Annotated in this window: 22 protein-coding genes and 2 pseudogenes; 12 read left to right on the top strand and 12 right to left on the bottom strand. The window is 65.6% G+C overall.

Going from position 1 to position 25,369, the window contains the following annotated elements:
* Positions 1–11: 11 nt before the first annotated feature.
* Positions 12–437: a type II secretion system major pseudopilin GspG gene (gene gspG, locus C3F42_RS02460; RefSeq protein ID WP_094012141.1), complete on the bottom strand. Its 426-nt coding sequence runs from the start codon at positions 435–437 to the stop codon at positions 12–14.
* A gap of 185 nt (positions 438–622) precedes the next feature.
* On the opposite strand from gspG, the gene C3F42_RS02455 reads away from it, so the two are divergent.
* From C3F42_RS02455 to C3F42_RS02440, 4 genes and pseudogenes are all read left to right on the top strand, one after another.
* A complete protein-coding gene (locus tag C3F42_RS02455) occupies positions 623–1,222 on the top strand; it encodes a lytic transglycosylase domain-containing protein (RefSeq protein WP_094012142.1) in 600 nt (199 codons plus the stop codon).
* A 143-nt stretch (positions 1,223–1,365) separates the two neighbouring features.
* On the top strand, positions 1,366–2,811 hold the full coding sequence (locus tag C3F42_RS02450) for an ATP-binding protein (RefSeq protein WP_094012143.1): 1,446 nt from the start codon (positions 1,366–1,368) through the stop codon (positions 2,809–2,811).
* A 290-nt stretch (positions 2,812–3,101) separates the two neighbouring features.
* Entirely contained in the window at positions 3,102–4,595 is a 1,494-nt protein-coding gene (locus tag C3F42_RS02445) for a HAMP domain-containing sensor histidine kinase (RefSeq protein ID WP_094012144.1), read from the top strand.
* A pseudogene (locus C3F42_RS02440) lies at positions 4,564–5,989 on the top strand (sigma-54-dependent transcriptional regulator). The gene C3F42_RS02445 and the pseudogene C3F42_RS02440 overlap by 32 nt, the downstream one beginning before the upstream one ends.
* Positions 5,990–6,154: 165 nt before the next feature.
* On the opposite strand, the gene C3F42_RS02435 reads toward C3F42_RS02440, so the two are convergent.
* From C3F42_RS02435 to C3F42_RS02425, 3 genes are all read right to left on the bottom strand, one after another.
* Positions 6,155–6,454 carry a hypothetical protein gene (locus C3F42_RS02435; RefSeq protein WP_023632980.1) on the bottom strand — a complete coding sequence of 100 codons (300 nt, stop codon included), beginning with the start codon at positions 6,452–6,454 and terminating at the stop codon, positions 6,155–6,157.
* A gap of 108 nt (positions 6,455–6,562) precedes the next feature.
* A complete protein-coding gene (locus C3F42_RS02430) occupies positions 6,563–7,915 on the bottom strand; it encodes a GntP family permease (RefSeq protein WP_038706074.1) in 1,353 nt (450 codons plus the stop codon).
* Between the two features lie 114 nt (positions 7,916–8,029).
* Positions 8,030–8,569, bottom strand: a complete 540-nt coding sequence (locus tag C3F42_RS02425) for a gluconokinase (RefSeq protein WP_094012146.1) — start codon at positions 8,567–8,569, stop codon at positions 8,030–8,032.
* A 207-nt stretch (positions 8,570–8,776) separates the two neighbouring features.
* On the opposite strand from C3F42_RS02425, the gene C3F42_RS02420 reads away from it, so the two are divergent.
* Complete coding sequence (locus C3F42_RS02420) at positions 8,777–9,796, top strand: LacI family DNA-binding transcriptional regulator (RefSeq protein ID WP_104443922.1); 1,020 nt, start codon at positions 8,777–8,779, stop codon at positions 9,794–9,796.
* 112 nt (positions 9,797–9,908) lie between these two features.
* Positions 9,909–10,595 (top strand): RHS repeat-associated core domain-containing protein, encoded by a 687-nt coding sequence (locus C3F42_RS02415; RefSeq protein ID WP_232888226.1) that lies wholly within the window; start codon positions 9,909–9,911, stop codon positions 10,593–10,595.
* Between the two features lie 105 nt (positions 10,596–10,700).
* On the opposite strand, the gene C3F42_RS02410 is transcribed toward C3F42_RS02415, so the two are convergent.
* A complete protein-coding gene (locus C3F42_RS02410) occupies positions 10,701–11,558 on the bottom strand; it encodes a bile acid:sodium symporter family protein (protein ID WP_104443921.1) in 858 nt (285 codons plus the stop codon).
* A gap of 173 nt (positions 11,559–11,731) precedes the next feature.
* Between C3F42_RS02410 and C3F42_RS02405 the strand changes: the two genes are divergently transcribed.
* On the top strand, positions 11,732–12,610 hold the full coding sequence (locus C3F42_RS02405; protein WP_104443920.1) for a Dyp-type peroxidase: 879 nt from the start codon (positions 11,732–11,734) through the stop codon (positions 12,608–12,610).
* 78 nt (positions 12,611–12,688) lie between these two features.
* On the opposite strand, the gene C3F42_RS02400 is transcribed toward C3F42_RS02405, so the two are convergent.
* The 5 genes from C3F42_RS02400 to C3F42_RS02380 form a co-directional block, all read right to left on the bottom strand.
* Positions 12,689–13,975, bottom strand: a complete 1,287-nt coding sequence (locus C3F42_RS02400) for an alginate export family protein (RefSeq protein ID WP_232888233.1) — start codon at positions 13,973–13,975, stop codon at positions 12,689–12,691.
* Positions 13,976–14,144: 169 nt separating this feature from the next.
* Positions 14,145–14,912 carry an SDR family oxidoreductase gene (locus C3F42_RS02395; protein ID WP_104443919.1) on the bottom strand — a complete coding sequence of 256 codons (768 nt, stop codon included), beginning with the start codon at positions 14,910–14,912 and terminating at the stop codon, positions 14,145–14,147.
* Positions 14,909–15,700 (bottom strand): SDR family NAD(P)-dependent oxidoreductase, encoded by a 792-nt coding sequence (locus C3F42_RS02390; RefSeq protein WP_232888225.1) that lies wholly within the window; start codon positions 15,698–15,700, stop codon positions 14,909–14,911. Before C3F42_RS02390 ends, C3F42_RS02395 begins: the two co-directional genes overlap by 4 nt.
* A complete protein-coding gene (locus tag C3F42_RS02385) occupies positions 15,697–16,515 on the bottom strand; it encodes a molybdenum cofactor biosynthesis F family protein (protein WP_038706079.1) in 819 nt (272 codons plus the stop codon). The genes C3F42_RS02390 and C3F42_RS02385 overlap by 4 nt, the downstream gene beginning before the upstream one ends.
* Positions 16,516–16,629: 114 nt before the next feature.
* Entirely contained in the window at positions 16,630–18,117 is a 1,488-nt protein-coding gene (locus C3F42_RS02380; RefSeq protein ID WP_104443918.1) for an aldehyde dehydrogenase family protein, read from the bottom strand.
* 243 nt (positions 18,118–18,360) lie between these two features.
* On the opposite strand from C3F42_RS02380, the gene C3F42_RS02375 reads away from it, so the two are divergent.
* The 5 genes and pseudogenes from C3F42_RS02375 (at position 18,361) to feaR (ending at position 23,509) form a co-directional block, all read left to right on the top strand.
* Complete coding sequence (locus C3F42_RS02375; protein ID WP_104443917.1) at positions 18,361–19,530, top strand: p-hydroxyphenylacetate 3-hydroxylase oxygenase component; 1,170 nt, start codon at positions 18,361–18,363, stop codon at positions 19,528–19,530.
* 70 nt (positions 19,531–19,600) lie between these two features.
* Positions 19,601–20,110, top strand: a pseudogene (locus tag C3F42_RS02370) (flavin reductase family protein); the annotation flags it as partial.
* A 223-nt stretch (positions 20,111–20,333) separates the two neighbouring features.
* The gene (locus tag C3F42_RS02365) at positions 20,334–21,833 is read left to right on the top strand and encodes an APC family permease (RefSeq protein WP_104443916.1); all 1,500 of its coding nucleotides are present in this window, start codon (positions 20,334–20,336) and stop codon (positions 21,831–21,833) included.
* Positions 21,814–22,377: a DUF3156 family protein gene (locus tag C3F42_RS02360; RefSeq protein WP_023631205.1), complete on the top strand. Its 564-nt coding sequence runs from the start codon at positions 21,814–21,816 to the stop codon at positions 22,375–22,377. The genes C3F42_RS02365 and C3F42_RS02360 overlap by 20 nt, the downstream gene beginning before the upstream one ends.
* Positions 22,378–22,543: 166 nt before the next feature.
* The gene (gene feaR, locus C3F42_RS02355) at positions 22,544–23,509 is read left to right on the top strand and encodes a transcriptional regulator FeaR (protein WP_023631206.1); all 966 of its coding nucleotides are present in this window, start codon (positions 22,544–22,546) and stop codon (positions 23,507–23,509) included.
* An 84-nt stretch (positions 23,510–23,593) separates the two neighbouring features.
* Here the strand turns inward: feaR and C3F42_RS02350 are convergent, their stop codons facing one another.
* Together C3F42_RS02350 and C3F42_RS02345 are read right to left on the bottom strand one after the other, a co-directional pair.
* On the bottom strand, positions 23,594–23,959 hold the full coding sequence (locus C3F42_RS02350; RefSeq protein WP_023631207.1) for a cupin domain-containing protein: 366 nt from the start codon (positions 23,957–23,959) through the stop codon (positions 23,594–23,596).
* A gap of 30 nt (positions 23,960–23,989) precedes the next feature.
* Positions 23,990–25,288, bottom strand: a complete 1,299-nt coding sequence (locus C3F42_RS02345; protein WP_046855715.1) for an FAD-binding oxidoreductase — start codon at positions 25,286–25,288, stop codon at positions 23,990–23,992.
* Between the last annotated feature and the right edge of the window lie 81 nt (positions 25,289–25,369).

Below are 25,369 nucleotides of genomic sequence, written 5' to 3'. Positions count from 1 at the left end.
GGCCGGGTTCCTCATTGCCAGCTGGTGATTTCGGCGTTTTCGCCGTCACCACCGGGTTGGCCGTCCTTGCCCATCGACAGCAGGTCGTACTCGCTGCCGTTCTCGCCGGGCTGCTTGTAGATGTAGGGGCGGCCCCAAGGGTCCTGTGGCACGGCCTTCTGCAGGTAGGGGCCCGACCAGCGCGCTTCGCCACCTGGCGCGACCACCAGGGCCTGCAGGCCCTGCTCGCTGCTGGGGTAGTGGCCGACCTCCAGGCGATAGAGGTCCAGGGCCTTGCCCAGCCCCTCGATCTGCGCCCGGGCCACCTTGGCCTCGGAGCGGCCCAGCTGGCTGAAGTACTTGGGCGCGACGATGCCGGCCAACAGGCCCAGCACCACCAGCACCACCAACAGTTCAAGCAGGGTGAAGCCGCGTTGGGTACGGATGCTGCGTTGCATGGTGAAACCCTCCGGTGCATTTACCCCAGCCATGCAACAGCCGTGCACGTCTGCCCCGGGCCCTTGCGCCATGGGCCGCAGAGGCGGCACGCGGCTTGCGTCGTAGTCGCAAAGCCCGGGTTAACGGGGCATCTCCCCCACTTCGGGGGGCACGCTTGGGTTATTTGCGGCGGGAGGCGAACGACATGCGAGGACTGATCCTGGGGCTGGTGGCGGGGCTGATGGCATTCGCCGCCCAGGCCGACATCTATGTCTCGAGCGATGGCAAGGGCGGCTTCGTGCTGTCCAACGTGCACCGGCCTGGCCGGCACTACGACCGGGTCATCAGCGAACGCCCGACAGCGGGCGGGCCGGTCAATGCGCAACTGATCACCGGGCGACCCTACGCCGACCTGGTGGCGGCCGCCGCGCTGGCCCACGGTGTACCCCAGGCGTTGCTGCATGCGCTGATCAAGGCCGAGTCCGGCTATAACCCCAAGGCTCGCTCGGCCAAAGGTGCGGCGGGGCTGATGCAACTGATGCCGGACACGGCGAAGGAGATGGGTGTCAAGGATGTACTCGATCCACAGGCCAACGTGCAGGGTGGGGCGCGCTACCTCAAGCGCATGCTCACGTTGTTCGACAACGACATCACCTTGGCCGTGGCGGCCTATAACGCGGGGCCTGAGGCGGTTCTCAGCCGTGGGCGGGTGGTACCGCCGTTCGCCGAGACCCAGCGCTACGTGCCGAATGTGTTGCGTGACTATCGCCTGCTGCGCGGGCTGGCTGGGGATGCGCCGCTTTGAGGGGGGCTCCGTGATCCTTGCAGCGTCTGCAAGGGACGCGGTGAGCACCTGCCGGCCCTCACGCGCTCAATAGCCTCACCTGAGCCATGCTTTCCCCAACTTTGGGCTATAACCTGTAAAGGTGCCCAGTCGTGGAGCCCGCCATGGACCTCGCCCCCCGTCACGACACGCTGCAGCCGAGTGAAGCCGGCCCGGCGCGCAAGCCATTCCACATGCTGCGTTGGTACGCCTGGGTCAGCCTGGCGATCATCCTGTCGGTGGGGGGCGGCCTGGGCGTGATCTCCAGCCGCTTCATCATTGACGAGAGCGTGGAGCGCGATGCCTTGCTCACCGCCCAGTTCATTACCTCCATCGCTGACGCCGAAGTGCGTCATGTCGCGATCCCCAATGTGCGCACCATGGGCGAATTGCTCGACCCACGTACCGACCATGCCTTGCCCGATGTCGATCCCGAGGCGCGGCGCCGAGCCCGTGGCGAGTTCCTCGACCATATTGCGCACTTGCCGGACATGCTCCTGGCCAATATCTACGCACCCGACCGCACGGTGATCTGGTCGAGCAACCCGGCGCTGATCGGCAAGCTGATCGCATCGGATGACGACCTCGACCGGGCCTTCGAGTACAAGATGCGCGTGTCGGCCAGCTACCATGACTTCGAGCAGGCGCGCAGCGAGCAGAAGTTCGTCACCCCGCCCGAGCAACTGTTCATCGAGAACTACATCCCCTTGTTCGACGCCGACGGCGAAAACGTCATGGCGATGGTCGAAATCTACAAGGAACCCCACGACCTGATCGCGCGCATCGAGCACGGCCTGCTGCTGATCTGGCTGGCCATCGCCGTGGGTGCGGGCCTGGTGTATGTCGGCCTGTACGGCATCATGCGCCGCGCCGCGCGGCTGATGGCGGTGCAGCAGCAGCGGCTGATCGGCAACGAAACCTTCGTGGCCCTGGGCGAGGTGTCGTCGGCGGTGGCCCACAGTCTGCGCAACCCGCTGGCCAGCATTCGCTCCAGCGCCGAACTGGCCCAGGCTTTCGACGATGGCCCGGCGCAGAAGAACATCAGCGACATCATCAGCCAGGTCGACCGAATGTCGCAGTGGGTGCGTGAGCTGTTGCAGTCGTTGCGACCGCTCGGTGACGAGGCCGTGCCGGTGGATGTGGCGCAGAGCCTGCGCGACAGCCTGCAGGCGTTCACCCAGGCGCTTGAGCGCGGCGGCGTGCGCTTGCTTGTGCCTGAGCTGCCGAGCGTCAAGGTGCTGGGCCAACCGGTGCTGCTTGGGCAGATCTTCAGTTGCCTGATCGTCAACGCTCTGGAGTCCATGGAGGCCGGTGGCGAGCTACGGGTCGAAGTGGTACGCCACGACCGCCGCAGCCTGAGCCTGCGGCTTTCGGACACTGGCAAGGGCATGAATGAACAACAGCAGCGCCTGGCGTTCCGGCCATTTTTCACCACCAAGCAAGGCGGCGTTGGGGTGGGGCTGATGCTGGTCAAGAGGATCATGGAGCGCTTCGGCGGCTCGGTTCGGTTGAGCAGTCGTGAGGGGGCGGGGACCCGGGTAATATTGAATTTCAAGGTGACAGGTATTTAATCTCTAACATTAAATTCCTTTCATAAGATATTGATTTATATGTAATTGTTATCAATTGGGTAACCTATACCCAACAGTGGGGGTTTACCCAAAGAGTGAAATCAAGAAAACGTTACAAGCCAATGATCTAAAAAGAAAAAACCAGTACACCGTTATTGGCCAGGTTTTTGCTGTCACTCTTTCAGCCCGCGCTGAAACTTTCGGCAGGGGCTCGGTGGATTCACTTTGCTACTGCCAGTAGCAGAGCAGCATGCCGGTGAGCCTCATCGGCCTCCAGGTGGGACGACGCGATGCAGACGCTCGAAAACAGTGCCCCCGACAAGGCCGCGCCGCCCGCTAGCGAGTTGGCCACACCGTTGCAGGAGTTCAACCTGCTACGCTGGTTCTCGCTGGTCAGTCTGCTGATCATCGCCTCGGTGGCCGGTGGCCTGGGCTACGTTTCGACCCGTTTCGTGGTGCGCGACAGCGTGGAGCGCGATGCCATGCTCACCGCCCAGTTCATCCAGGCCATGGCGCAGGCCGAGGTGCGGCACTCGCAGCTGCCGCCGGGTATCACCATGGGTGAATTGCTCGATCCGCGCCTCGACCAGCAGCACCTGCAGTTCACCCCTCAACAGGCCGAGTCGACAAGGGTAGAGTTCCTTGACCACGTCGCGCACCTCCCCGACACCTTGCTAGCCAATGTCTATGCCCGCGACCGTACGGTGGCGTGGTCGACCAACCCGCAGCTGATCGGCCAGCGCATCGATGAAGATGACGACCTGGAGCACGCTTTCCGCTCGCGAAAGTCGGTGTCGGCCAGCTATCACAAGGCCGACGAGGAGCGCGAAGAACAGAAGTTCCAGCGCGAGCCCCGGCACCTGTTCATCGAGAACTACATCCCCTTGTTCGACAGCCAGGGCGAGCAGGTGCTGGCGATGGTCGAGATCTACAAGGAGCCGCATGACCTGGTGCGGCGCATCCATCGCGGTTATGTGCTGATCTGGGCCTCCACACTGGTCGGAGGGGCGCTGATCTACTTCGGGCTGTTCTGGATCGTGCGCCGCGCCGCCAGCCTGCTGCATCACCAGCAAGACCGCCTGGTGGCCAGCGAAACCTATGTGGCCCTGGGCGAGATGTCCTCCGCGCTGGCCCACAGCCTGCGCAACCCGCTGGCCAATATCCGCTCCAGCGCAGAACTGGCCCAGGACATCGCCAGCCCGGCGGCGCAGAAGAACATCGGCGACATCATCACCCAGGTCGACCGCATGTCGCGCTGGGTCCGCGACCTGCTGGTGTCGCTGCGCCCGACCAGCGACGAAGCCGAGTCGGTCGACCTGGTGGCGGCTGTCGAGGATGCGCGGCAGGCCTTCGCCCCGCAGATCGAGCGCAACAACGTGCGCTTCGCCTTCCACGGGCCAGCGACGCAATGGGTGGCCAGCCAGCCGTTGCAACTGACGCAGATCCTCAACAGCCTGTTTGCCAACGCCCTGGAGGCCATGCCCCAGGGTGGCGAGCTGCGCGCCGAGGTGCGCCAGCTGGAGGGGCAGCAGGCGCAACTGCAGCTCAGCGATACCGGCAAGGGCATGAGCGAGCAGCAGCGGCGCATGGTGTTCAAGCCGTTCTTCACCACCAAGCAAGGCGGCCTGGGTGTTGGCCTGGCCCTGGTCAAAAGGATCATGGAGCGCTTTGGCGGCGCGGTTGAACTGACCAGCCGCGAAGAGGAAGGAACCCGCGTCAGCCTGACTTTCAATATTGCAGCGGGAGGGGACCATGGAGCACAGCATCCTGGTGGTCGAGGATGATGAAATCCTTGCCGACAACATTCGCACCTACCTGAACCTCAAAGGCTTCGAGGTCACGGTGTGCCACAGCGCGGAACTGGCGCTGGAGCAGATCAAGCGCGCCCGGCCCGACGCCGTGCTGACCGACAATTCGCTGCCTGGCATGAGCGGCCACGAGCTGTTGCGCACGCTGGTGGCGCAGGCACCGGAGCTCAAGGTGATCATGATGACCCTCCGGCAACGTCGAGGACGCCGTGCTGGCCATGAAGGAGGGTGCGTTCCACTACCTCACCAAGCCGGTGGTGCTGGCCGAGCTCAAGCTGATGCTGGACAAGGCCCTGGCCGCCGAGCGCATGGAGCGCACGCTGTCGTTCTACCAGGAGCGCGAGGCGCAGAAATCCGGGTTGCAGGCCTTGATCGGCGAGTCGCCGGCCATGCTCGAACTCAAGCACACCTTGCAGCAGCTGCTCGATGCCGAGCGGCGCATGGTCAGCGGCGACCTGCCGCCGGTACTGGTCGAAGGCGAGACCGGCACCGGCAAGGAGCTGGTGGCGCGCGCCCTGCATTTCGATGGCAGCCGGGCCAAGGGGCCGTTCATCGAGTTCAACTGCGCCTCGATTCCGGCCAACCTGCTGGAGGCCGAGCTGTTCGGGCATGAGAAAGGCGCCTTCACCGATGCCAAGGAGCGTCGCGTGGGCCTGGTCGAGGCGGCCGACGGTGGCACCCTGTTCCTCGACGAGATCGGCGAGATGGACCTGGTGCTGCAGGCCAAGCTGCTCAAGCTGCTGGAGGACCGCACCATTCGCCGTATCGGCGCGGTCAAGGAGCGTAAGGTCGACCTGCGGGTGATCAGCGCCACCAACTGCAACCTGGAGCAGATGGTCCAGCAGGGCAAGTTCCGCCGCGACCTGTTCTTCCGCCTGCGCATCATTGCCCTCAAGGTGCCGCGCCTGTTTGCCCGTGGCCAGGACATCTTGCGCCTGGCCCGGCACTTCCTGGCCCACCACGGGCGGCGCTACGGTAAGCCCAACCTGCGCTTCTCGGCCGAGGCCGAGGCGCTGATGCTGGGTTACAGCTGGCCTGGCAACGTCCGCGAATTGCGCAACATGCTCGAGCAGACGGTGTTGCTGGCGCCCAGCGAGGTGATCAGCGCCCACCAGTTGAACCTGTGCATGACCTTGGTCGACGAACCGCTGGCGCAGCCGGCGCAGGTGCTGGCATTCGAGGCGCCACGCCATGAGCCAGCGGCAGCGGCCAGCCTGCCGGACATGGAGCGCGACATGGTCTGCCGCACCCTCGACCGCACCGACTGGAACGTCACCAAGTCGGCACGGCTGTTGGGGCTGTCGAGGGACATGTTGCGCTACAAGATCGAGAAGCTTGGGTTGACCCGGCCGGACAAACGGCAGTGGTGAGCGGGCGGGCTGATTGCCTGTCAGTTTCGCGTTTGTGGGGCTGCCATGCAGCCCATCGCCGGCAAGCCGGCTCCCACAGGTACAGCGCAGAATTCAGCAATTGCGCGGTCCCTGTGGGAGCCGGCTGGATCGTACTGTGCTGAGTAACGCCTGGTTTCACAAAGCTTAGGGCTTACCGCCGTTGCCCGACCCTCCGCCTTCACGCCCCATCCCCTCCGAGCCGCTGTCCCCCATCCCCGGCAGGTCGCGATCATTGTTCTGCTCGGCCGGCGGGCTGTCCGGGTCATTGCCCTTGATCCGCGGGTCGGTATCCCGTGGCATGGGCTTTTCAATCGGGTTGAGGGTGCTATCCACGCCGGGCTTGGGCGCCGGGTTGTGCGGGTCGTCAGGGTAGGTGGCGCCGGTACCGGCGGCGAAGGCCAGGGGCGAGGCGAGCAGGGCGGCAAGCAGGAAGGAATGTTTCATGCGGGCAAGCTCCTTTGCGATGACAAGAAGTCGGCCCTGCCTGCGCAGGGCCTTGTTCTCATTTGGGCCATGACCCCATCAGCAAGGTGCCATCACGGCGACCAACGGTCACACCACCATCGACAGCAACATGATGAAGATGATGCCGACCACCGAGAGGATGGTTTCCATCATGCTCCAGGTCTTGAAGGTCTCGGCCACGGTCATGTTGAAGTACTGCTTGACCAGCCAGAAACCGGCGTCGTTGACGTGGGACAGGATCAACGAGCCGGCGCCGGTGGCCAGCACCAGCAGTTCGCGGTTGACCCCCGGCACCAGGTCGATCACCGGGGCGACGATGCCGGCACCGGTGATGGTGGCCACCGTGGCCGAGCCAGTGGCGATGCGGATCACCGCCGCCACCAGCCAGGCCAGCATGATCGGCGAGATCTCAGCCTGCACCGCCATCTGTCCGATCACGTTGCCCACGCCGGTGTCCACCAGCATCTGCTTGAAGCCGCCGCCGGCGCCGACGATCAGCACGATGGCGGCGGTGGGGGCCAGGCTCTGGTCGAGCATCTTCATGATCTGCTGGCGGTTGAAGCCACGGGCCGAACCGAAGGTGTAGAAGGCCAGCAGCAGGGCAGCGAGCAGGGCGGTGATAGGGTGGCCGATCAGGTCCATCCACTGGCGCACGATGTGCTCGGCTGGCAGTACCACGTCGGCGAAGGTCTTGAGCAGCATCAGCACCACCGGCAGCAGCACGGTGATCAGGGTCACGCTGAAGCTGGGCAGGTTCTGCTGGTTCGACTCGCGAGCGATCTGGTCCATCAGCTCCTGGGACGGGTTGCCAGGGATATAGCGCGAGATGAAATTACCGAACAGCGGGCCGGCAATCACCGCAGTGGGCAGGGCCACCAGCAGGCCATAGAAGATGGTCTTGCCGATGTCGGCATGGAAGATGCCGATCGCCAGCAACGGCCCCGGGTGCGGTGGCACCAGGCCGTGCACCACCGACAGGCCCGCCAGCAGCGGGATGCCGATCTTCACCAGCGACACGCCGGAGCGGCGGGCGACGATGAACACCAGCGGGATCAGCAGTACGAAGCCGATCTCGAAGAACAGCGGGATGCCCACCAGGAAGGCGGCGAACATCATTGCCCAATGCACCTTCTGCTTGCCGAAGGCGCGGATCAGGGTCTGGGCGATCTGGTCGGCGCCGCCGGAGTCGGCCATCAGCTTGCCGAGCATGGTGCCCAGGGCCAGGACGATGCCGACGAAGCCGAGCACGCCGCCGAAGCCGTCCTGGAACGACTTCATCACCTTGGCCACCGGCATGCCGGAGGTCAGGCCGAGAAAGCCCGCGGCTATGGTGAGGGCGACGAAGGGGTGGACCTTGAAATGGGTGATCAGCAGGATGAGCCCGACGATGGTGACCAGCGCGTCAAGCAGCAGGAAGGTATCGGTAGCCAGTCCGAACATGGTTCGTGAACCTCGGTCTTTTCGTTGTTGTTTTGGTATCGCGTGTCTTGCGTCATTGCGCCTGCGAAGGCATGGAGACAGCGCTGTCTTTGGTGAGCCGGAAAAACCGCCGGATCAGGCAGTCCGCGCCAGCGCCTGCTCACCGCAAGGCTTTAGCCACTGGTGCACGTCCTCGGCCAGCGTAGGCAGCGGGCGGGTGGCGTCCAGGGCCAGGGTCAGGGGCTCTGCGTGCGGCGGCTCCAGCGCTGCGAACTGGCTGTCGATCAGGCTGGCCGGCATGAAGTGACCGGGGCGCGCCAGGACGCGTTTCTCGGCTTCTTGCGGGGTCAGCTCGAGAAACACGAAGCACAGCTCGGGCACGGCCAGGCGCAGGGTGTCCCGATAGCGGCGCTTGAGGGCCGAGCAGGTGAGGATCGGGCGTTCACCCGCAGCGAGGCTGGCCTGCAGCTCCTCGCCCAGGCGCACCAGCCAACCGGCACGGTCGTCGTCGTTCAGGGGAATGCCGGCGCTCATCTTGGCGATGTTGGCGGCGGGGTGGAAGGCATCGCCTTCGATCAGGCGGCCGCCGCTGCGGGTGGCAATGGCGGCGCCGACGCTGCTTTTACCGCAGCCGGCCACGCCCATGACCACGATCGCGGACAGGGAAGTGTTCATCTGTACCTCCTGCTGGGTGAGATAGCGCTGTCTCGGTCGGGACGAGCCGAAAATCCTGCGCCACCCTCCCGGGTGTTATTGATCTTGTCTTTGGCAGTATGGACGCTGAACGCATGCCTGCTACCAAGATTGCATTGCCTGCATCCAGAGACAGCGCTACCTTAGTGACCGTTCCCCATTCCTGCAAGCAGTAAAATTACAATACTCATGTCCCGTACTGGCTCGCGTACTACCGGTCGTCCCACCCTGGCTGAAGTCGCCAGGCTTTCCGGGGTTTCCCCCATCACCGCCTCCCGCGCCCTGCGTGGCGTCAGTACGGTCGCACCGGAGCTGGCGCAGAAGGTCATGGCCGCGGCGGCGAGCCTTGGCTATGTCGCCAACCCGGCGGCCCGCGCGCTGGCGTCGGCGCGCAGCCAGTCGGTGGTGGTGTTGATCCCCTCGTTGTCCAACCAGCTGTTCATCGACACCCTCGAGGCCATTCACGAGGTGATGCGCCCCCGCGGCCTGGAAGTGCTCATTGGCAACTATCACTACGATATCGCCGAGGAAGCGAACCTGATCCGCAACTACCTGGCCTACCAGCCCTGCGGCGTGCTGCTCACCGGCTTCGAGCGCAGCGAGGCCTCGCGGCAGATGCTGGCCGCGAGCCAGGTACCGTGCGTGCACATGATGGAGCTGGGCGGCGAGGGCGATGCCTTGTCGGTAGGATTCTCCCAGCATGCGGCCGGACGCGCCGCGGCGCGGCACCTGATCGAGCGTGGCCGCCGACGCCTGGGGTTCATCGCCGCGCAACTCGACCCTCGGGTAATGCAGCGCGCCGAAGGCTTCCGTCAGGCCCTCGCCGAGGCCGGTCTGCAAGCCCCCGAGCTCGAAGTGCTCGACCCGCAACCCTCGTCCATCGGTCTGGGCGGCACGCTGTTCAGCCGCCTGCTGGCGAAGGCGCCGGATGTCGACGGCATCTTCTTCTGCAACGACGACCTGGCCCAGGGCGCGGTGCTGCAGGCGTTGCGCGAAGGCATCGAAGTGCCGGGCCGGGTGGCTATGGTCGGTTTCAACGACCTGCCGGCCTCGGCGCACATGGTCCCACGCCTGACCTCGATCCGCACCCCGCGCGCGGCGGTCGGGCGTGGTGCTGCTCAGGCGCTGCTGGCGTTGCTCGATGGCAAGCGGGTGGCTACCGGTCAGCAGGACCTGGGGTTCGAGCTGATGGTGCGCGAGAGTTCCTAAGGCCGGCGCAGCGTTGGCTGTCACCTAGCGTGCGGCGCCCACCTGGCAAAAATGTCAGTTGTGGTCGGTCGCCAGAAGCAGGACGCTGTGGCTTTCCGGCAGAGGACAGGCCGTGCCCCACTCTCGATTGCTGTACACGGATGCCCATGGCTCGGTGTTGCGCGCCCAAGGTGAAACAGGTCAGTCGGTGCTGGCCTATACCGTGCACGGCCATGATGCCAGGACTCGGCCGGTCAGTCCGTTCCTGCGCTTCAATGGCCAGGCCCCAGAGAAGTTGTCCGGCAACTATCTGCTGGGTAATGGCTATCGGACATACAGTCCGACACTGCTGCGCTTCACCTCGCCAGACGGCTTGAGCCCGTTTGGTGAGGGTGGTTTGAACGCCTATGCTTACTGTGCGGGTGACCCGATCAACAGCGTCGACCCTTCGGGGCATGCGCCTGGGAAAAAGCGTAACCCGACTGGCGGATGGCTGTTAGTGAAGAAATTCGTACGCAAAAAACTGGCGCTGGTCGAGGATGCCACCACCTTTGCAAAACTGTTTGTAGAGGTGCTCAAAAAACCGACCTGGTCGAACCGGTGGGCTGTAGTCAAGCAAACCGGCAAGATGGCAATCAAGTACGGGCCTGTTGCTCCCGTCTATTGGGTATATGACTGGCTGCGCCCAACACCGTCCGTGCCAGACCAAGTGACGGCCCCTTCCGTGCCTGCCGCCCCCCACGCTGGTGCACCTAACGGCCCAGCTGACGGCCAGTCGCCGTCAGACACACGCAACAAGCTACGGGGCGACAGTACATAAAACGGAGAGCACTCCGACCTGGAGAGGAAACCTTCGACCTCCAGCTGCAGAAGGCGCAGGGCAGCGCTCGACTCACGATGGCTGCTCTGCCACGTTCTCCAGTGCTTACCCGCGGCTGACCCACCAGCCGAACCCCGCCGCGGTGAAGAACATGATCAGGCTGTAGATCGCCGCCGGCACCGCCATGGTCGCGTTGTTCAGCAGCGACGGGCTCAGGGCCAGCGCGATGGCCAGGGTGCCGTTGTGGATGCCGATCTCCATGCCGATGGCGATCGCCTGGCGTTTCGGGATGTTCAACAGGCGTGGCACCCAGTAACCCACGCCAAGGCTGAGCAGGTTGAACAGCAACGCGGCGCCACCGACGATCGGCGCGTACTCGACTACGGTCTGCCAGTCCTTGGCCAGGGCCAGGACGATGGTGAAAGCCAGGAACAGCGCCGCGACGATCTTCATCGGCTTCTGCATTCGCGCGGAGAAGCGCGGCGCCCAGTAACGGATCAGCATGCCCAGGGCCACCGGCAGCAGGACGATGGCGAACACCTGCATGACCTTGGCGAATTGCAGGGGAATGGCCTGGTCCGATGCCATGAACCACATCAGCGACAGGTTCACCAGCAGCGGCATGGTGAGGATGGCGATCAGCGAGTTGACCGCGGTGAGGGTGATGTTCAGCGCCACGTCGCCGTGGGCCAGGTGGCTGAACAGGTTGGCCGTGGTGCCGCCGGGCGAGGCGGCCAGCAGCATCAGGCCCACCGCCAATGCCGACTCAAGGCCAAAGCCGTTGGCTATCAGGAAGCACACCAGTGGCAGCAGCAGGATCTGGCAGGCCAGGCCGATCACCACCGGCTTGGGGTACTTCACCACCCGGGCGAAGTCGGCGAGGGTCAGCGAAAGCCCCAGGCCGAGCATGATGATGCCCAGGGCCAGCGGCAGGAGGGCGGTGAGCAAGGGGGAGGCGGTCATGGGCGGTCTCTTGGGCGAAGGATCCCGAGGAGTGTAGGTGGGTGCGCAATGATAGCTAATCGTGTCTGGACGATCTTGGTAACCGTTTGTTACTGGCCTGATGACGCCATGTCGCGTTGCGATGCCGGGCCTGTGGCAGTAGCATTCGCGCTTTTGCCGAGGATTAGCCCGTCATGCCGTTCCAGCAAGGTCTGCTTGCCACCCCGGTGCCGGCCCACGCCCGTCACCTGTTCTTTGCCCTCGATTCCCTGGAAGCGCTGCCCGCCGTACTTGACCAACTGTTGCCGCAAGTCGATGGCCACAGCCTGATCCTGGCCGTCGGCGCGCCGCTGGCCAAGGCCCTGGGTCGTGAGGTGCCGGGCCTGCGCAGTTTCCCGCAACTGGACGCGGTGGTGGAGAACCCGGCGACCCAGCACGCCCTGTGGCTGTGGCTGCGCGGTGCCGAGCGCGGCGAGCTGTTCCTGCGCGCCCAGGCACTGCAGCAGACGCTGGCGCCGGCCCTGCGCCTGGTCGACAGCGTCGACGGCTTCCTGCACCGCGGCGGCCATGACCTGACCGGCTACGAAGACGGCACCGAGAACCCGGTGGACGCAGACGCCGTCGCCGCCGCCATTGTGCCGGGCGACATCCCCGGCCTGTCGGGTTCGAGCTTCGCCGCCTTCCAGCTGTGGAAGCACGACCTGGGCTACTTCAAGTCGCTGCCCCAGGCCGAGCAGGACAACATCATCGGTCGCCGCCTGAGCGACAACGAAGAGCTCGACGACGCGCCCGAATCCGCCCACGTCAAGCGCACCGCCCAGGAGAGCTTCGCGCCCGAAGCGTTCGTGGTGCGGCGCTCGGTGGCCTGGACCGATGAGCGCGGCGCGGGCCTGGCGTTCGTCGCCCTGGGCTTCTCGCTGGACGCCTTCGAGGTGCAGCTGCGGCGCATGAGCGGGCTGGAGGATGGCGTGGTCGATGGCCTGTACCGCTTCAGCCGGCCGTTGAGTGGCGGGTATTACTGGTGCCCGCCGCTGGGTGATCAGGGCGCAGACCTGCGTCTGTTGCTGGGCTGACAGGTCCTCATCGCGGGGCAAGCCTGCTTCCACGTCTCGGGCCTGATGCCCATCAGCGTGGGCTTGCCCCGCGATGACTCAGAACGGCACCGCCACCGTCAGCTGGCTGTAGACGTTGGTCCCGCTGCCCACCTGGTTGCCGCCATTGCTTTCATCCTTGCGCGGTTTGAACAGCCCCAGCAGCGGGGTGACGATCAGGTGCTCGTTGACCGCCCATTCCACATACAGGTCCAGCTCCTGCGCATCGAGGTTCAAGGTGTCGCGGCTACGCACTGTGTCGAAGTCGAAGAACAGCGCGCCGAGGGTCAGATTGTCCCGTGGTGTGGCCTTCAGACCGACATGGTGGATGCCGCTGTTGGTGTTGAAAGGCCCGGCGTAGTTGCCGGCGACCTCGCCCTGGATCCAGGTGCCATAGCCGCTGGAAAGCCCTGTGAACAGCAGGTCCCAGCCTGCGGAGTAGCGGGTGTAGCGGTAGGTCAGCTGCGGCGCCCAAGGGGTGTCGGCGAAGGTGTAGGCCGCTTCGCCGTACCAGGCCGTCTCATGCCCGCCGCGCTTGTCCTGCCAGGCATATTCGAAGGCCAGCCGGGTGTTCGCCAGGCCCGCACTGCCTTCACCCCGCAGGCTGTATACATCCATGCCTTCGCGGGCCTTCTGGAACTCGCTGGCCCACTGGTCGGTCACGTCGATGCCGTGGATATAGGTCAGGCCCAGGGTACCCAGGTCATGGGTGTAGTCCAGGGTGCCGGCCGCCAGCTCGGTTTCGGCCTGTGCGCGGTTGTCGGACTTGAGCCACAGCACACTGCCATGCAGCCCCTCCTGGCCGCCCAGGCGCAGCACCGCGGTGCGGTCGAAGGCGTGGCGCGCGCCCAGATAGAAGCCGCCGCCACGGTTGAGCTGGCCGTCGGCCGGGCCCTTGCCCAGGTTGGGGCCGTCGTCGTTGATCAGGAAGCCGCTGCCCAGGCGGATCACCTGGCGGCCGCCGGACAGGTCCACGCCATCCTTGCCCAGCAACGGGAACAGGTCGCCCGAGCGCCAGCCCAGGTAGGCGTCCTCGATCTTGGTGGTGCGTTCGGAGCCGTCCTGGTTGCCGCCGGCGTCGCCGTCGCCCCAGGCGCCTGAGCTGACCCAGTTGAGGGCGCCATACAGGCTGCCGTTGCCGGCCAGGCCCTGGTCGCCGCTGAGGCCGTACTTGATGAAACCTTCGCGCCATGTCGAGCCACCGGGGGTGCCATCGTAGTTGTGGCGGCTGTTGAACATGCCCCAGACCGCGAGCAGATCGGCGTTCAGGTGGCTGTCGTCGTCGGCATACAGTTCGTAGGCCGGGCTGGCCTGGCCATGGACCAGCAGGGTCAGTGCCGTGGCCATTGCGGTGCGACGTGGAGTGAGACGCATGGATCGATCCTCGTTTTTTTGTGTGCGGTCTTGAGTGCCGCGTTGTTGTGGAGGCAGTGTCGAAAGGTGACGGGCTATTAGCGCGTGGAACGCTGGCGGTGGTCTTGCCCGTGGCTGCCAGCGCTCTTGCATGTCGCCGCCATCACAGGCGCGCGGCGGTCTCCGGCAGGGTGGCGCCACCGTCGACCACAAGGGTCTGGCCGGTGATGTAGCGGGCGGCGTCGGAGGCCAGGAACAGCATCGCGGCAGCGATATCGGCGGGTTCCCCCAGTCGCCCCAAGGGCACGCCCGCGGCGATCCGGGCGTTTAACTGGGTATCGCCGAGGTTGCCCATGGCCGGGGTGCGCACCATCCCCGGTTCCACGCCGTTGACCCGTACATTGAACTGCGCCAGTTCCAGTGCGGCGTTGCGGATGAAGCCGTTGACCCCGGCCTTGGACGCGGCGTAATGGCTCAGGCCCGGATAGGCCACCCGCGGGCCGGTCACCGAGGAGGTAGCCAGCACGCAGCCGCCACCTTGGCGGCGGAATAGCGGCAAGGCGCCTTGAGTGAGCCAGAACAACGCCCCCAGGTTCACCGCCAGGGTCCGTTGCAGCAGCGCCGGGTCGATCTCGGCGAACGTGGTGAGCGGGAAGTACGCGGCGTTGTGCACCAGCACATCCAGGCGTTCCAGCTTGGCTAGCAAGGTGTTGATCGCAACGGGGTCGGCCAGGTCCAGCGTTTCCCCCCGCACGTCGTGACCCAGGGCCCGTTGTGCGTCCACCAGGCGCCTGAGTGCTGGCGAATCGAGGTCCACGGCCAGCACCTGGGCACCGCCCCGGGCGAAACCCTCGACGATGGCCTGACCGATCCCGCCCGCCGCGCCGGTGACCAGCACGGTGCGACCCTCAAAGTCGTAGCGCGCGTTCATGCCGACGGCTCCAGGTGGGTGAAGGCCAGGGTCGGCACGTCGACCACGGTCGAGCCGCCGTCGGCGGCGATCACCGCGCCGGTGACGATGCTGGCCTCGGCGCCGACCAGGAACTGGCACACGGCGGCTATTTCATCACTGCTGGCCGGGCGGCGCAGCGGTACGTCGGCGGTGACCCGGCGGTAGGCGGCATCAAGGTCCTCCTGGTGGTGGTCCATCAACGCCTGCATTTCCTTATCCGCCATGGGCGTGCGCACCCAGCCCGGGCAGACGCAGTTGACTCGCACGCCGAACGGTCCGTAGTCGCGGGCCAGTGAGCGGGTTAGTCCGACCAGGGCATGCTTGGCGGTGGTGTAGCCGCACACCTCGGGCCCGGCGCCCAGCGCGGCGATGGAGCCCAGCAGCACCAGGCTGCCACGCCGCTCGCGCAGCAACGGCAGGCACGCCCGGGCGGTGTGGAAGGCGCTGTCGAGGTTGCTGCGCATAGCCTCGCGCCAGGCGCTGTCGCTGGTCTGCTCGGCCGCGCCCAAGCCGTGGCCGCCAGCGCAGGCTATCACCGCATCGAGGCCGCCGAACCGCGCGCGTACCTGCTCGATGAACCCCACCCAGTTGCCACTGTCCGCGGCATCGCCGGCCAGCACCAGGCCATCGCACTGCTGCGCGACGCGCTCCAGTACCTCACGGCGGCGGCCCACCAGTGCCACCTGCCAGCCCTGGCGGGCCAGGCGCAGGGCGCAGGCTTCTCCGATGCCGCTGCCGGCCCCGGTGACCAGCACGCTGCGGCTCACTGCGCATGCTCCGTGCGGTTGAGCACCCGGCAGTGGGACGACACCGGGAAGTTGGCCAGCGCATCGAAGCCGCCGCCCTGGTAGCCGAAGATCTTGCCGTCGCTGCGGTGCCGCGCCAGGTCGATCATCACCAGGCCCAGGGTGGGCACGATCTTCTCGCACCAGACGAACAGGTACAGCTGCTCGGCGATCTTGTAGTAGTACGCCCGGTCGGTGTCGCACAGGCCCTGTTCGACACCCTTGAGGCACTGCCAGCTGTAGTAGTCGGCATTGAGGTAGATGTGCTCGTACTCCTCGGTGGGGCTGTAGCGGTAGTGGTTACGCAGGCCAACCAGCTCGGTGGTCGGCGCGTGGGGGCAGGCGCCAGCCTGCCAGGGGCGGTCGATGCTGCCGTGCAGGAAGCTGGCTTCGACGCCGGTCAGTGCTTCGCCGGCCAAGGCCAGGGCGTACAAGCCGCGCTGGGTGCGGGCCTGGTCGGGCAGGCGGCCGAGCACGGCGGTGAAGGCCTGCTCGAGAGTGTCGAGCACCAGCGACACCGACCAGGCCTGGCCGGCCTCGTGCTTGATGAAGTCGACCAGGTAGATACCGGGGCGCACCGAAGTGGCTCGGTAGTCGGCGCTGCCGCTGCTGTGGCCGTCCGCCGCGTGCCAGTGCAGGCGCTCGCTGTCGAAGCGGTGCTCGATGATCCAGCCATTGGCGAAGTGCAGGGTGAGCGAGCGCCCGGACAGGTCGGCCAGTTGCGGCAGGATGAAGGCCTCGGGTGCGAAGCCTTCGGCGAGGGCGCCCACGGTGATCCAGTCGGTTTGCTTCGGCATGTCGTTGACTCCTGTGTTGGGATGCTGCCCGGCATTGACGCGGTAGAACGCCGCCAGCTACGCCGGGCACCTGCAGGCAGTAGCGGCCTAGGTCGTGGTTGGCGCTGGTGATGGTCAGTAGCGGATCATCACCGACTTCAGCTCGGTGAAGTCGTCGATGAAGGCCGAGCCGAACTCGCGGCCGATGCCGGACGCCTTGATGCCGCCGAACGGCACCGCCGGGTCGAGCAGGGTGTGCATGTTGACCCACAGGGTACCGGCCTGGATTTCCGGGATCAGGCGCATGGCCTTGCCCAGGTCGTTGGTCCACAGGCTTGCGCTCAGGCCGTAGGGCGAGGCGTTCATCAGGTGGATCAGTTCGTCCTCATGGTCATAGGGCAGGAAGGTCGCCACCGGGCCGAAGGTTTCCTGGTTGAGCAGGGTGTCGCTCGCGCTGTTGGCGAGAATGACAGTGGGCTCGACGAAGCAGCCCGGGCCTTCGCCAAGGCGGCCGCCATGGACGATGCGGTTACCTTCGGCGCGGGCGGTGGCGAACAGCTCGCCAAGCTTCTGCTGGTGCGGTTTGTTGGCTACAGGGCCGAACTGGGTGGTTTCGTCCAGGGGCGAACCTATCTTCAGTTGGCCCAGGCGTTGGGACAGGGCCTCGAGCAACGGGTCAAGGCGTGAGCGGTGCACGTAGAAACGCTCACCTGCGGCGCAGATCTGCCCGGAATGCAGGAAGCCGGCCTCGATGATGCCGTCCACCGCCTTGTCGACGACGACATCGGGCAGGAACGCCACGGCGTTCTTGCCGCCCAGTTCCAGGGTAGCCCGGGTCAGCCGGGCGCCCATGGCCGCCTGGCCGACGGCGATGCCGGTGGGCACTGAGCCGGTGAACGACACCTTGTCGGTGCCTGGGTGCTCGACCAGCGCCTTGCCCACCTGGCCACCGCCGGTCAGTACGTTGAGGGCGCCCGGAGGCAGGCCGGCCTCGCTGGCCATTTCGGCGATGCGCAGCAGGGTCAGCGGGGTGAACTCGCTGGGCTTGAGCACGATGCTGCAGCCGGTGGTCAATGCCGAGGCCAGCTTCCACAGGGCGATCATGGTGGCGAAGTTCCACGGCACGATGCCCACCACCACCCCCACCGGCTCGCGCAGGGTAAAGGCGCTGTAGCGCTCGCCGGCGAAGGAGGGCAGCGATGGGGTGATGGTCTGGCCGGTGATCTTGGTGGCCCAGCCGGCGTAATAGCGCAGGAAGTGCGCGGCCTGCTCCACCTCGAAGGCGCGGGCGATGCCGATCAGCTTGCCCGATTGCAGGGTTTCCAGCTGGGCCAGCTCCTCGCGGTTGGCCTCCAGCAGGTCGGCCAGGCGCAACAGCACTGTGGCGCGGGCGGCGGGACTGGTGCGCGACCAGCTGGCAAACCCCTGACGTGACGATGCGACGGCGCGCTCGACATCGGCCAGGTTGGCGTCGGCGACCTGGGCGATGGCTTCGCCGTTGGCCGGGTAGTGCACGGTGATGCGGGCACCGGATTGGCTGGTCACCGTTGCGCCGTGGATGTACAGGCCGTGGTCACGGGCGAGGAAGGCGCTGACGCTGGGGAGGAGGGGGATATCGCTCATGACAGGGCTCCGGATGGGCCGCAGCGGCCCGATTTGCGCAGGTTAGAGCGCGGCAAACCGGCGTTCTTGTCTGCCCATGCCAGCCACCATGACGCAGCCTGCCAGGCCCATGAAAAGTGCAATCCGAGGTGCGGAAGTTGCATTTTCCGCCTCGTCCACCGCTCCCATACTGACCCGGCATTCATCAGCGAACTCCCGCTTCCAGGCACCGTTCGCCAGGGTCCAATAACAATGAGCCAGACCATGAAAAAGCCAAACTCCCTGCTCGAAGACCTCAAGCCCCTGTTGCCGGCCATCGCCGCCCGCGCCGACCAGGCCGAGCGCGAGCGCAGCGTGCCCGCCGAAAACATCGCCGCGCTCAAGGCCATCGGCCTGCACAAGGCATTCCTGCCCAGACATTACGGCGGCCTGGAAATCAGCCTGCCGCAGTTCGCCGAATGCATCGCCGCGCTGGCCGGCGCCTGTGCCAGCACCGCCTGGGCGATGAGCCTGCTGTGCACCCACAGCCACCAGCTGGCGATGTTCCCGGCACGCCTGCAGGACGAGATCTGGGGCCACGATCCGGACGCCACCGCCAGTAGCAGCATCGCCCCGTTCGGGCGTACCGAGGAAGTCGAGGGCGGCGTGCTGTTCAGTGGCAAGATGGGCTGGAGCAGCGGCTGCGACCACGCCGAGTGGGCGATCATGGGCTTTCGCCGGAGCAACCCTGAAGGCGGCCAGGACTACTGCTTCGCCGTGCTGCCGCGCAGCGACTACCAGATCCGCGACGACTGGTTTGCCGCCGGCATGCGCGCCAGTGGTAGCCGCACGCTGATCGTCGAGCGCGCCTTCGTGCCCGAACACCGCATCCAGAAGGCCCGGGACATGATGGAGGGCCAGTCGGCGGGCTTCGGGCTGTACCCGGACAGTGCGATCTACTTCAACCCGTACCGACCGTACTTCGCCAGCGGCTTCTCCACGGTCAGCCTGGGCATCGCCGAGCGCATGCTCGTGGTCTTCAGGGACAAGACCCGCAACCGCGTACGCGCCTATACCGGCGCCGCCGTCGGCGCGGCCACCCCGGCGCTGATGCGCCTGGCCGAGTCCACCCACCAGGTGGCCGCAGCGCGGGCGCTGCTGGAAAAAAGCTGGGAGCAGATCGCCGAGTACAGCACCCGCCGTCAGTACCCGACGCGCACGGAGCTGGCCTACTGGCGCACCAACCAGGGCTACGCGGTAAAGCTGTGCATCCAGGCCGTGGATCGGCTGATGGAGGCGGCCGGTGGTGGCGCCTGGTTTGAGGGTAACGAGCTGCAGCGGCTGTTCCGCGATGCGCACATGACCGGGGCGCATGCCTACACCGACTATGACGTCTGCGCGCAGATCCTTGGCCGTGAGCTGATGGGGCTGGAGCCGGATCCGGCGATGACCTGAGCTTCAACCGATGAACATCGCTGGAGCACTGTGGGTGCGACCCAGCCCAACAACCATGATGGAGCCTTGCATGTCCATTCCCTTCGATAGCCGCGCCTTTCGCCGCGCCCTGGGCAACTTCGCCACCGGCGTAACCGTGATCACCGCCAGCGACCCCTCGGGGCGCAAGGTCGGGGTCACCGCCAACAGCTTCAATTCGGTTTCCCTCGAACCACCGCTGGTGCTCTGGAGCATCGACAAGCGCTCCAGCAGCCATGCGGTGTTCGAGGCTGCCGGGCACTTTGCCGTGAATGTGCTGGCAGCCGACCAGGTCGACCTGTCCAACACCTTCGCCCGCCCCAGCGAAGACCGCTTTGCCGGAATAGAGCACGAGACCGGCGAGGGCGGCGCGCCATTGTTGCCAGGTTGCTCGGCGCGTTTTCGCTGCGAAAAGTTCCAGCAGATCGATGGCGGTGACCACTGGATTCTCATTGGCCGGGTGCTAGCCTTCGACGACCTCGGGGGGCCGCCGCTGCTCTATCACCAAGGCGCCTATTCCAGGGTCCTGCCGCATGAGCTGATGGATCGCTGCGTGCAGGGGTAACTGCGTCGAGGTGTTCGACGCCAGTGTTGCAGTGCCTCGAAATCGAGCGCTGCAAGGCTATCGCCTGGCACCTGGCAACACGGATCAAGGTTAGCGGCAGGCAGTGGCAAGACCTGCCTGGGTGGAGGCCGCAAAGTGACGGGGCAGACCCGGCGCACGCCAGCACTTGCGGCGCGCCGGGTAAGCGGTCATCTTTCTCTCGTCCACCCAGGGCCCACCCATGACAACCAATAATAAGCTCACCGAGCACCTGAACCGCGGCAGCGTCGGCTTCCCCACCGCGCTGGCCAGCACCGTCGGCCTGATCATGGCCAGCCCGGTGATCCTCACCGCGACCATGGGGTTCGGCATCGGCGGCAGCGCCTTCGCCGTGGCCATGCTGATCGCCGCAGTGATGATGCTGGCGCAATCGACCACCTTCGCCGAGGCGGCGGCGATCCTGCCCACCACCGGCTCCGTCTACGACTACATCAACTGCGGCCTGGGCCGCTTCTTCGCCATCACCGGCACCCTGTCGGCGTACCTGATCGTGCATGTATTCGCCGGCACCGCCGAGACCATCCTTTCCGGGGTCATGGCCCTGGTGAACTTCGAACATCTCAACACCCTGGCCGAGTCGGCCGGCGGCTCCTGGCTGCTGGGGGTGGGTTTCGTGCTGGTGTTCGGCGTGCTCAACGCCTTTGGCGTGAGCGCCTTCGGTCGCGCCGAGGTGGTGCTGACCTTCGGCATGTGGACCACGCTGATGGTGTTCGGCGTGCTCGGCCTGATCGCCGCGCCCGCCGTCGAGCTGGAAGGGCCGTTCGGCGTGTCGCTGGTCGGCACCAACCTGATGACCATCCTGTCGCTGGTGGGCATGGCCATGTTCATGTTCGTCGGTTGCGAGTTCGTCACCCCCTTGGCCCCGGAATTGCGCCGTTCGGCCTGGGTGATGCCCAAGGCCATGGCGCTGGGGTTGTTCGGCGTGGCCAGTTGCATGTTCATCTATGGCGCGGCGATGAAGCGGCAGGTGGAAAACGTGGTGCTCGATGCCGCCAGCGGCGTGCACCTGCTGGACACCCCCATGGCCATCCCGCGTTTCGCCGAGCAGGTGATGGGCGATATCGGCCCGGTGTGGCTGGGCATCGGCTTCCTCTTCGCCGGCGCTGCCACCATCAACACGCTGATGGCCGGGGTGCCGCGGATTCTCTACGGCATGGCGGTGGATGGGGCATTGCCCAAGGTGTTCACCTACCTGCACCCGCGCTTCAAGACCCCGCTGCTGTGCATCCTGGTAGTGGCGCTGATCCCCTGCCTGCATGCCTGGTACCTGGGGGGCAACACCGACAACATTCTGCACCTGGTGTTGGCGGCGGTATGCGCCTGGAGCACCGCGTACCTGCTGGTGACCCTGTCGGTGGTGATCCTGCGCATCCGTCGCCCGGACCTGCCGCGGGCCTATCGCTCGCCGCTGTTCCCGCTGCCGCAGATCGTCTCCAGCATCGGCATCCTGCTGGGCATGTGGTTCATCACCCCGCCGGGCATGAACCCGGCCGATGTGTATGTGCCGTTCGCCGTGATGCTTGGCGCCACCGCCGTCTACGCGCTGTTCTGGACGTTGTGCGTGAAGAAGGTCAACCCGTTCCGGCCTGCCAGGGTCGAGGATGTGCTGGAGAAGGAATTCGCCGCTGAGCCCGGTCAACCTCATAGCGAGCAGGTGCGCCATGTCGGCAAGCTGGCTTGAGCGCCTGAGCGGGCCACGCGCTCCGGCAGGGTATCGGCCTGGGGCGACCCTGGCGCGTCTGGGGCGCAACCTCGGATTGGCGGATTTGCAATCCGCAGCATCCTTTACCTACCGCGAGGATGGTCCGCGTATCGAGGTGCGTGAGCGCACCGAAAGCCACCTGCTGATGCACCTGGTGATGTGCGAATTCATCCTGCGCGTGCCAGCCAGTGGCCAGGGCACGCTGCGCGCCGAACTGCACCACACCGGCATGCTGCGGCGCAGCGGGCTGGGCTGTCGCCTGCGCGGCGGTGATCCGCTATTGTTCAAAGCGCTCGAGGCGCGCCTGGCAGAGGTGCAGACCGTCCTGATGCCCTTGGACTTCAAGCGATTGGCCATCGACTGCAATGACGGCCAGTGGCGGGTGACCCTGGAGCACATGGGCGCCAGCGAGGTGGTCAACCGGATGCCGGCGCTGCGCCGTTACATTCCCCTCACAACCGAACAGCGCCACCATCTCTGGCTGGCGTTCGACGGGTTGGCGTACACCCTGCGCGACCTCTGAATCCTGTAGGAGCGGCTTTAGCCGCGATCACCCGCAAAGCGGGTGCCAGGCACCGCGACACCTGCATCGCGGCTGAAGCCGCTCCTGCAAGAGATGACAGTTGTACGTTCATTGATAACATGTTAACAATTGCTCCATAACAACAACCGTTGCTGTGGAGGTCGCCATGCCCCAGCCCGCTTCAGTGCACAGCGCAAGCCCGGCCCAGGACGGCCTGGAGCGCTGGACGACGGCCATGCAGAAAGTCTGCGGCCAGTTCCAGACCGAACTTGCCTTCAACCGCTCGCTGTTCATCGGCGAGATCACCACCTTCAACCGCGCCGGTCTGGCCCTGGCCAACCTGCGCACCAACGCTGGCAATATCCGCCGCCTGGGCGACAACCCCGACCGTGACGACGACCAGCATTGCTTCCTGGTCAGCCAGCGCATGGGCTACTCGCAAATCACCCAGGGCGGCGCGAGCATCCAGCTTTCGCCAGGCGAGCTGCTGTTGATGGATTCGGTGGGCCCGTGCGAGATCACTCCATTCGGCCTGATCGAGCATATTTCGCTGTCACTGTCCCGCGAGCAGGTGCGCAAGCATCTTGCGAAGCAGGGCGCGACCTTCGGCAAGATCTCTTCGACCAACGCCTGCGGGCGCATGCTGCACCTGCTGATGGACCAGCTGTGCCGTGAAGGCGACGAGGCCGGGGCAACCCAGGGCGAGGCGCTGCAGGCCGCGTTCATCGCCCTGCTGGAGCCGGGCTTCGAGCACGCTGATGACAACCCCGGCTCGCTGGCCGGGCTCGGCGGTGTCAGCCTGCGCGGCTATGTGCAGAAGGTCATCGACGAGTCGCTGGGCCAGCCTGGGTTGACCCCGGCGAACCTGGCGGAGCGCCTGAGCATTTCGGTGCGCCACCTGTACCGGTTGTTCGAAGAGGAGGGCGATAGCGTGTGTCGGTATATCCAGCGCTCGCGGCTCAAGCGCAGCGCCGATGATCTGTCCAACCCGTTCCTCAAGCGCGAGTCGATCACCTCGATCGCCTACAAGTGGGGCTTCACCGACTCGGCGCATTTCAGCCGGGCGTTCAAGAAGCAGTTCGAACAGTCGCCGAAGGATTTCAGGGCCATGGCGTTGACGGCAGGGCGCTAAAAGCATCGCCGGCAAGCCGGCTCCCACAGGTTATGCGTTCCCTGTGGAAGCCAGCTTGCCGGCGAAGCGGTCGCGAGGATGTAATCAGGCTAGCGCAAGGTAATGCTTCACAAAGGTCTCGCTCAGCACCTCCCACAGCACCGGCGTGCCCTTGGTCACGAACCAGGCATCACCCGCTTTGTAGCGCGTCACCTGCCCGGTGGATTCATCGGTCAGCTGAATCTCGCCGGTCACGATCACCGCCTGCTCGCTGAACGGATAGACCATGCGGAACTTGCCCTGGGTGGTGCCGAAATAGGCACTGCTGACCGGGTCGGTCGGGGCGCCGTGGGTCATCTTGCCGTAGCACTTGACCTCGCCTTCGAGGATGGTCGAGCCAAGGTCGGCAACGGTGCCCCAGGCGTCGAGTTCGGACAGCTGCACACCCTGGCGGACGGCGGTGAGGGTCATGGTGGTTCTCCTGGTCTTGTTCAAAAGGAATCAACGGCGGCCGTTGAAGAAGCCCGACAGCTGATGCACGGTCTTGCCTGCGGTCAGCAGCAGAGGGCGGATATGGTCCTTGCCGAGGATGCGCGCGTGCTTGACCGAACTGATCAGGTCGTAGCGGGCCGAGCCTTCGCTCATGCCCTCGGCGAGGATCTTGCAGATGATGTGACTGGGGGTGACGCCAAAGCCCGAGTAGCCCTGCACGTAGAACGCGTTGGGGCGGTTGCTCAGGGTGCCGATCTGCGGGAACAGGTTGGCGCTGGTGGCCATCGGTCCGCCCCAGGCCAGGTCGATGCGCACGTCCTTGAGGTAGGGGAAGATCTTCAGCATCAGGTTGCGATTCCAGGCCTTGAGGTCCTTGGGGATGTGCTCCACGAACGGCGTGGCGGCACCGAACAGCAGGCGGTTCTCGCGGGTGACGCGGTAGTAGTCGATCACCGGGCGGATATCGCTGTAGGCGCCGCGGATCGGGCTGATGCGCTGGATGAGCTCGTCCGATAGTGGCTCGGTCATCAACTGGAAGGCATAGGTGTTGACGGTGCGCGCATGCAGTTCGGGTTCGAGCTTGTTGAGGAAGCTGTCGCAGGCCCACAGCAGCTTGCTGGCCTTGACCGAGCCGCGCCCGGTGCGCACGGTGATGCGCTCGCCGTAGTGCACCTCCAGCGCCGGGCTGTGCTCGAAGATCCGCGCACCGTGGCCGACCAGGGCCTGGGCCTCGCCAAGCAGCAGGTTCAGCGAATGCACGTGGCCTCCGCCCATGTGCAGCAGGGCGCTGCTGTAGGCGTCGGAGCCGATGATCTGCCTGACCTCCGAGCCGCCGAGGAAGCGGATCTCGTCCTTGCCGTTGATGGCTTTGAAGTCTTTCTCCCAAGCGCGCAGGGTCTTTTCCTGGCGGGCGTTGAAGCCCATGTAGCCGTAGCCGTGGCAGAAGTCGGCGTCGATCTGGTAGCGGGCGATGCGCGCCTTGATGATGCCGGCGCCCAGCTCGCTGATCTCGAAGATCTCGCGCAGGCCTTGATCGCCCACACTGCTCTTGATCTTCTCCAGGTCGTGGCCGATGCCGGCCATGATCTGCCCGCCATTGCGCCCGGTGCCGCCGAAGCCCAGGTAGCGGGCCTCGAGCACGACGACATTGGTGATGCCTTGCTCGGCCAGTTCCAGGGCGGTGTTGATGCCCGAGAAACCGCCGCCGATCACCACGACATCGGCTTCGATGTCGCTTTCCAGGGTGGGGAAGCTGAGGTTGTACTTCTTGGTGGCGGTGTAGTACGTCGGCGTTTCGATGTTGATCATGGCGCAGCCTGGACAGTTGGAATTGTTGGACAGCACGGCTTGCACAAGCGCTGGCGGTTGCAGGTATTGAGCACCTAACGA

This window comes from Pseudomonas sp. PONIH3, from assembly GCF_002934345.1.
In the GTDB taxonomy this organism is placed as follows: domain Bacteria; phylum Pseudomonadota; class Gammaproteobacteria; order Pseudomonadales; family Pseudomonadaceae; genus Aquipseudomonas; species Aquipseudomonas soli.
The sequence above is the reverse complement of the archived record's forward strand: the minus strand, read 5'-3'. Positions and strand labels throughout refer to the sequence as shown.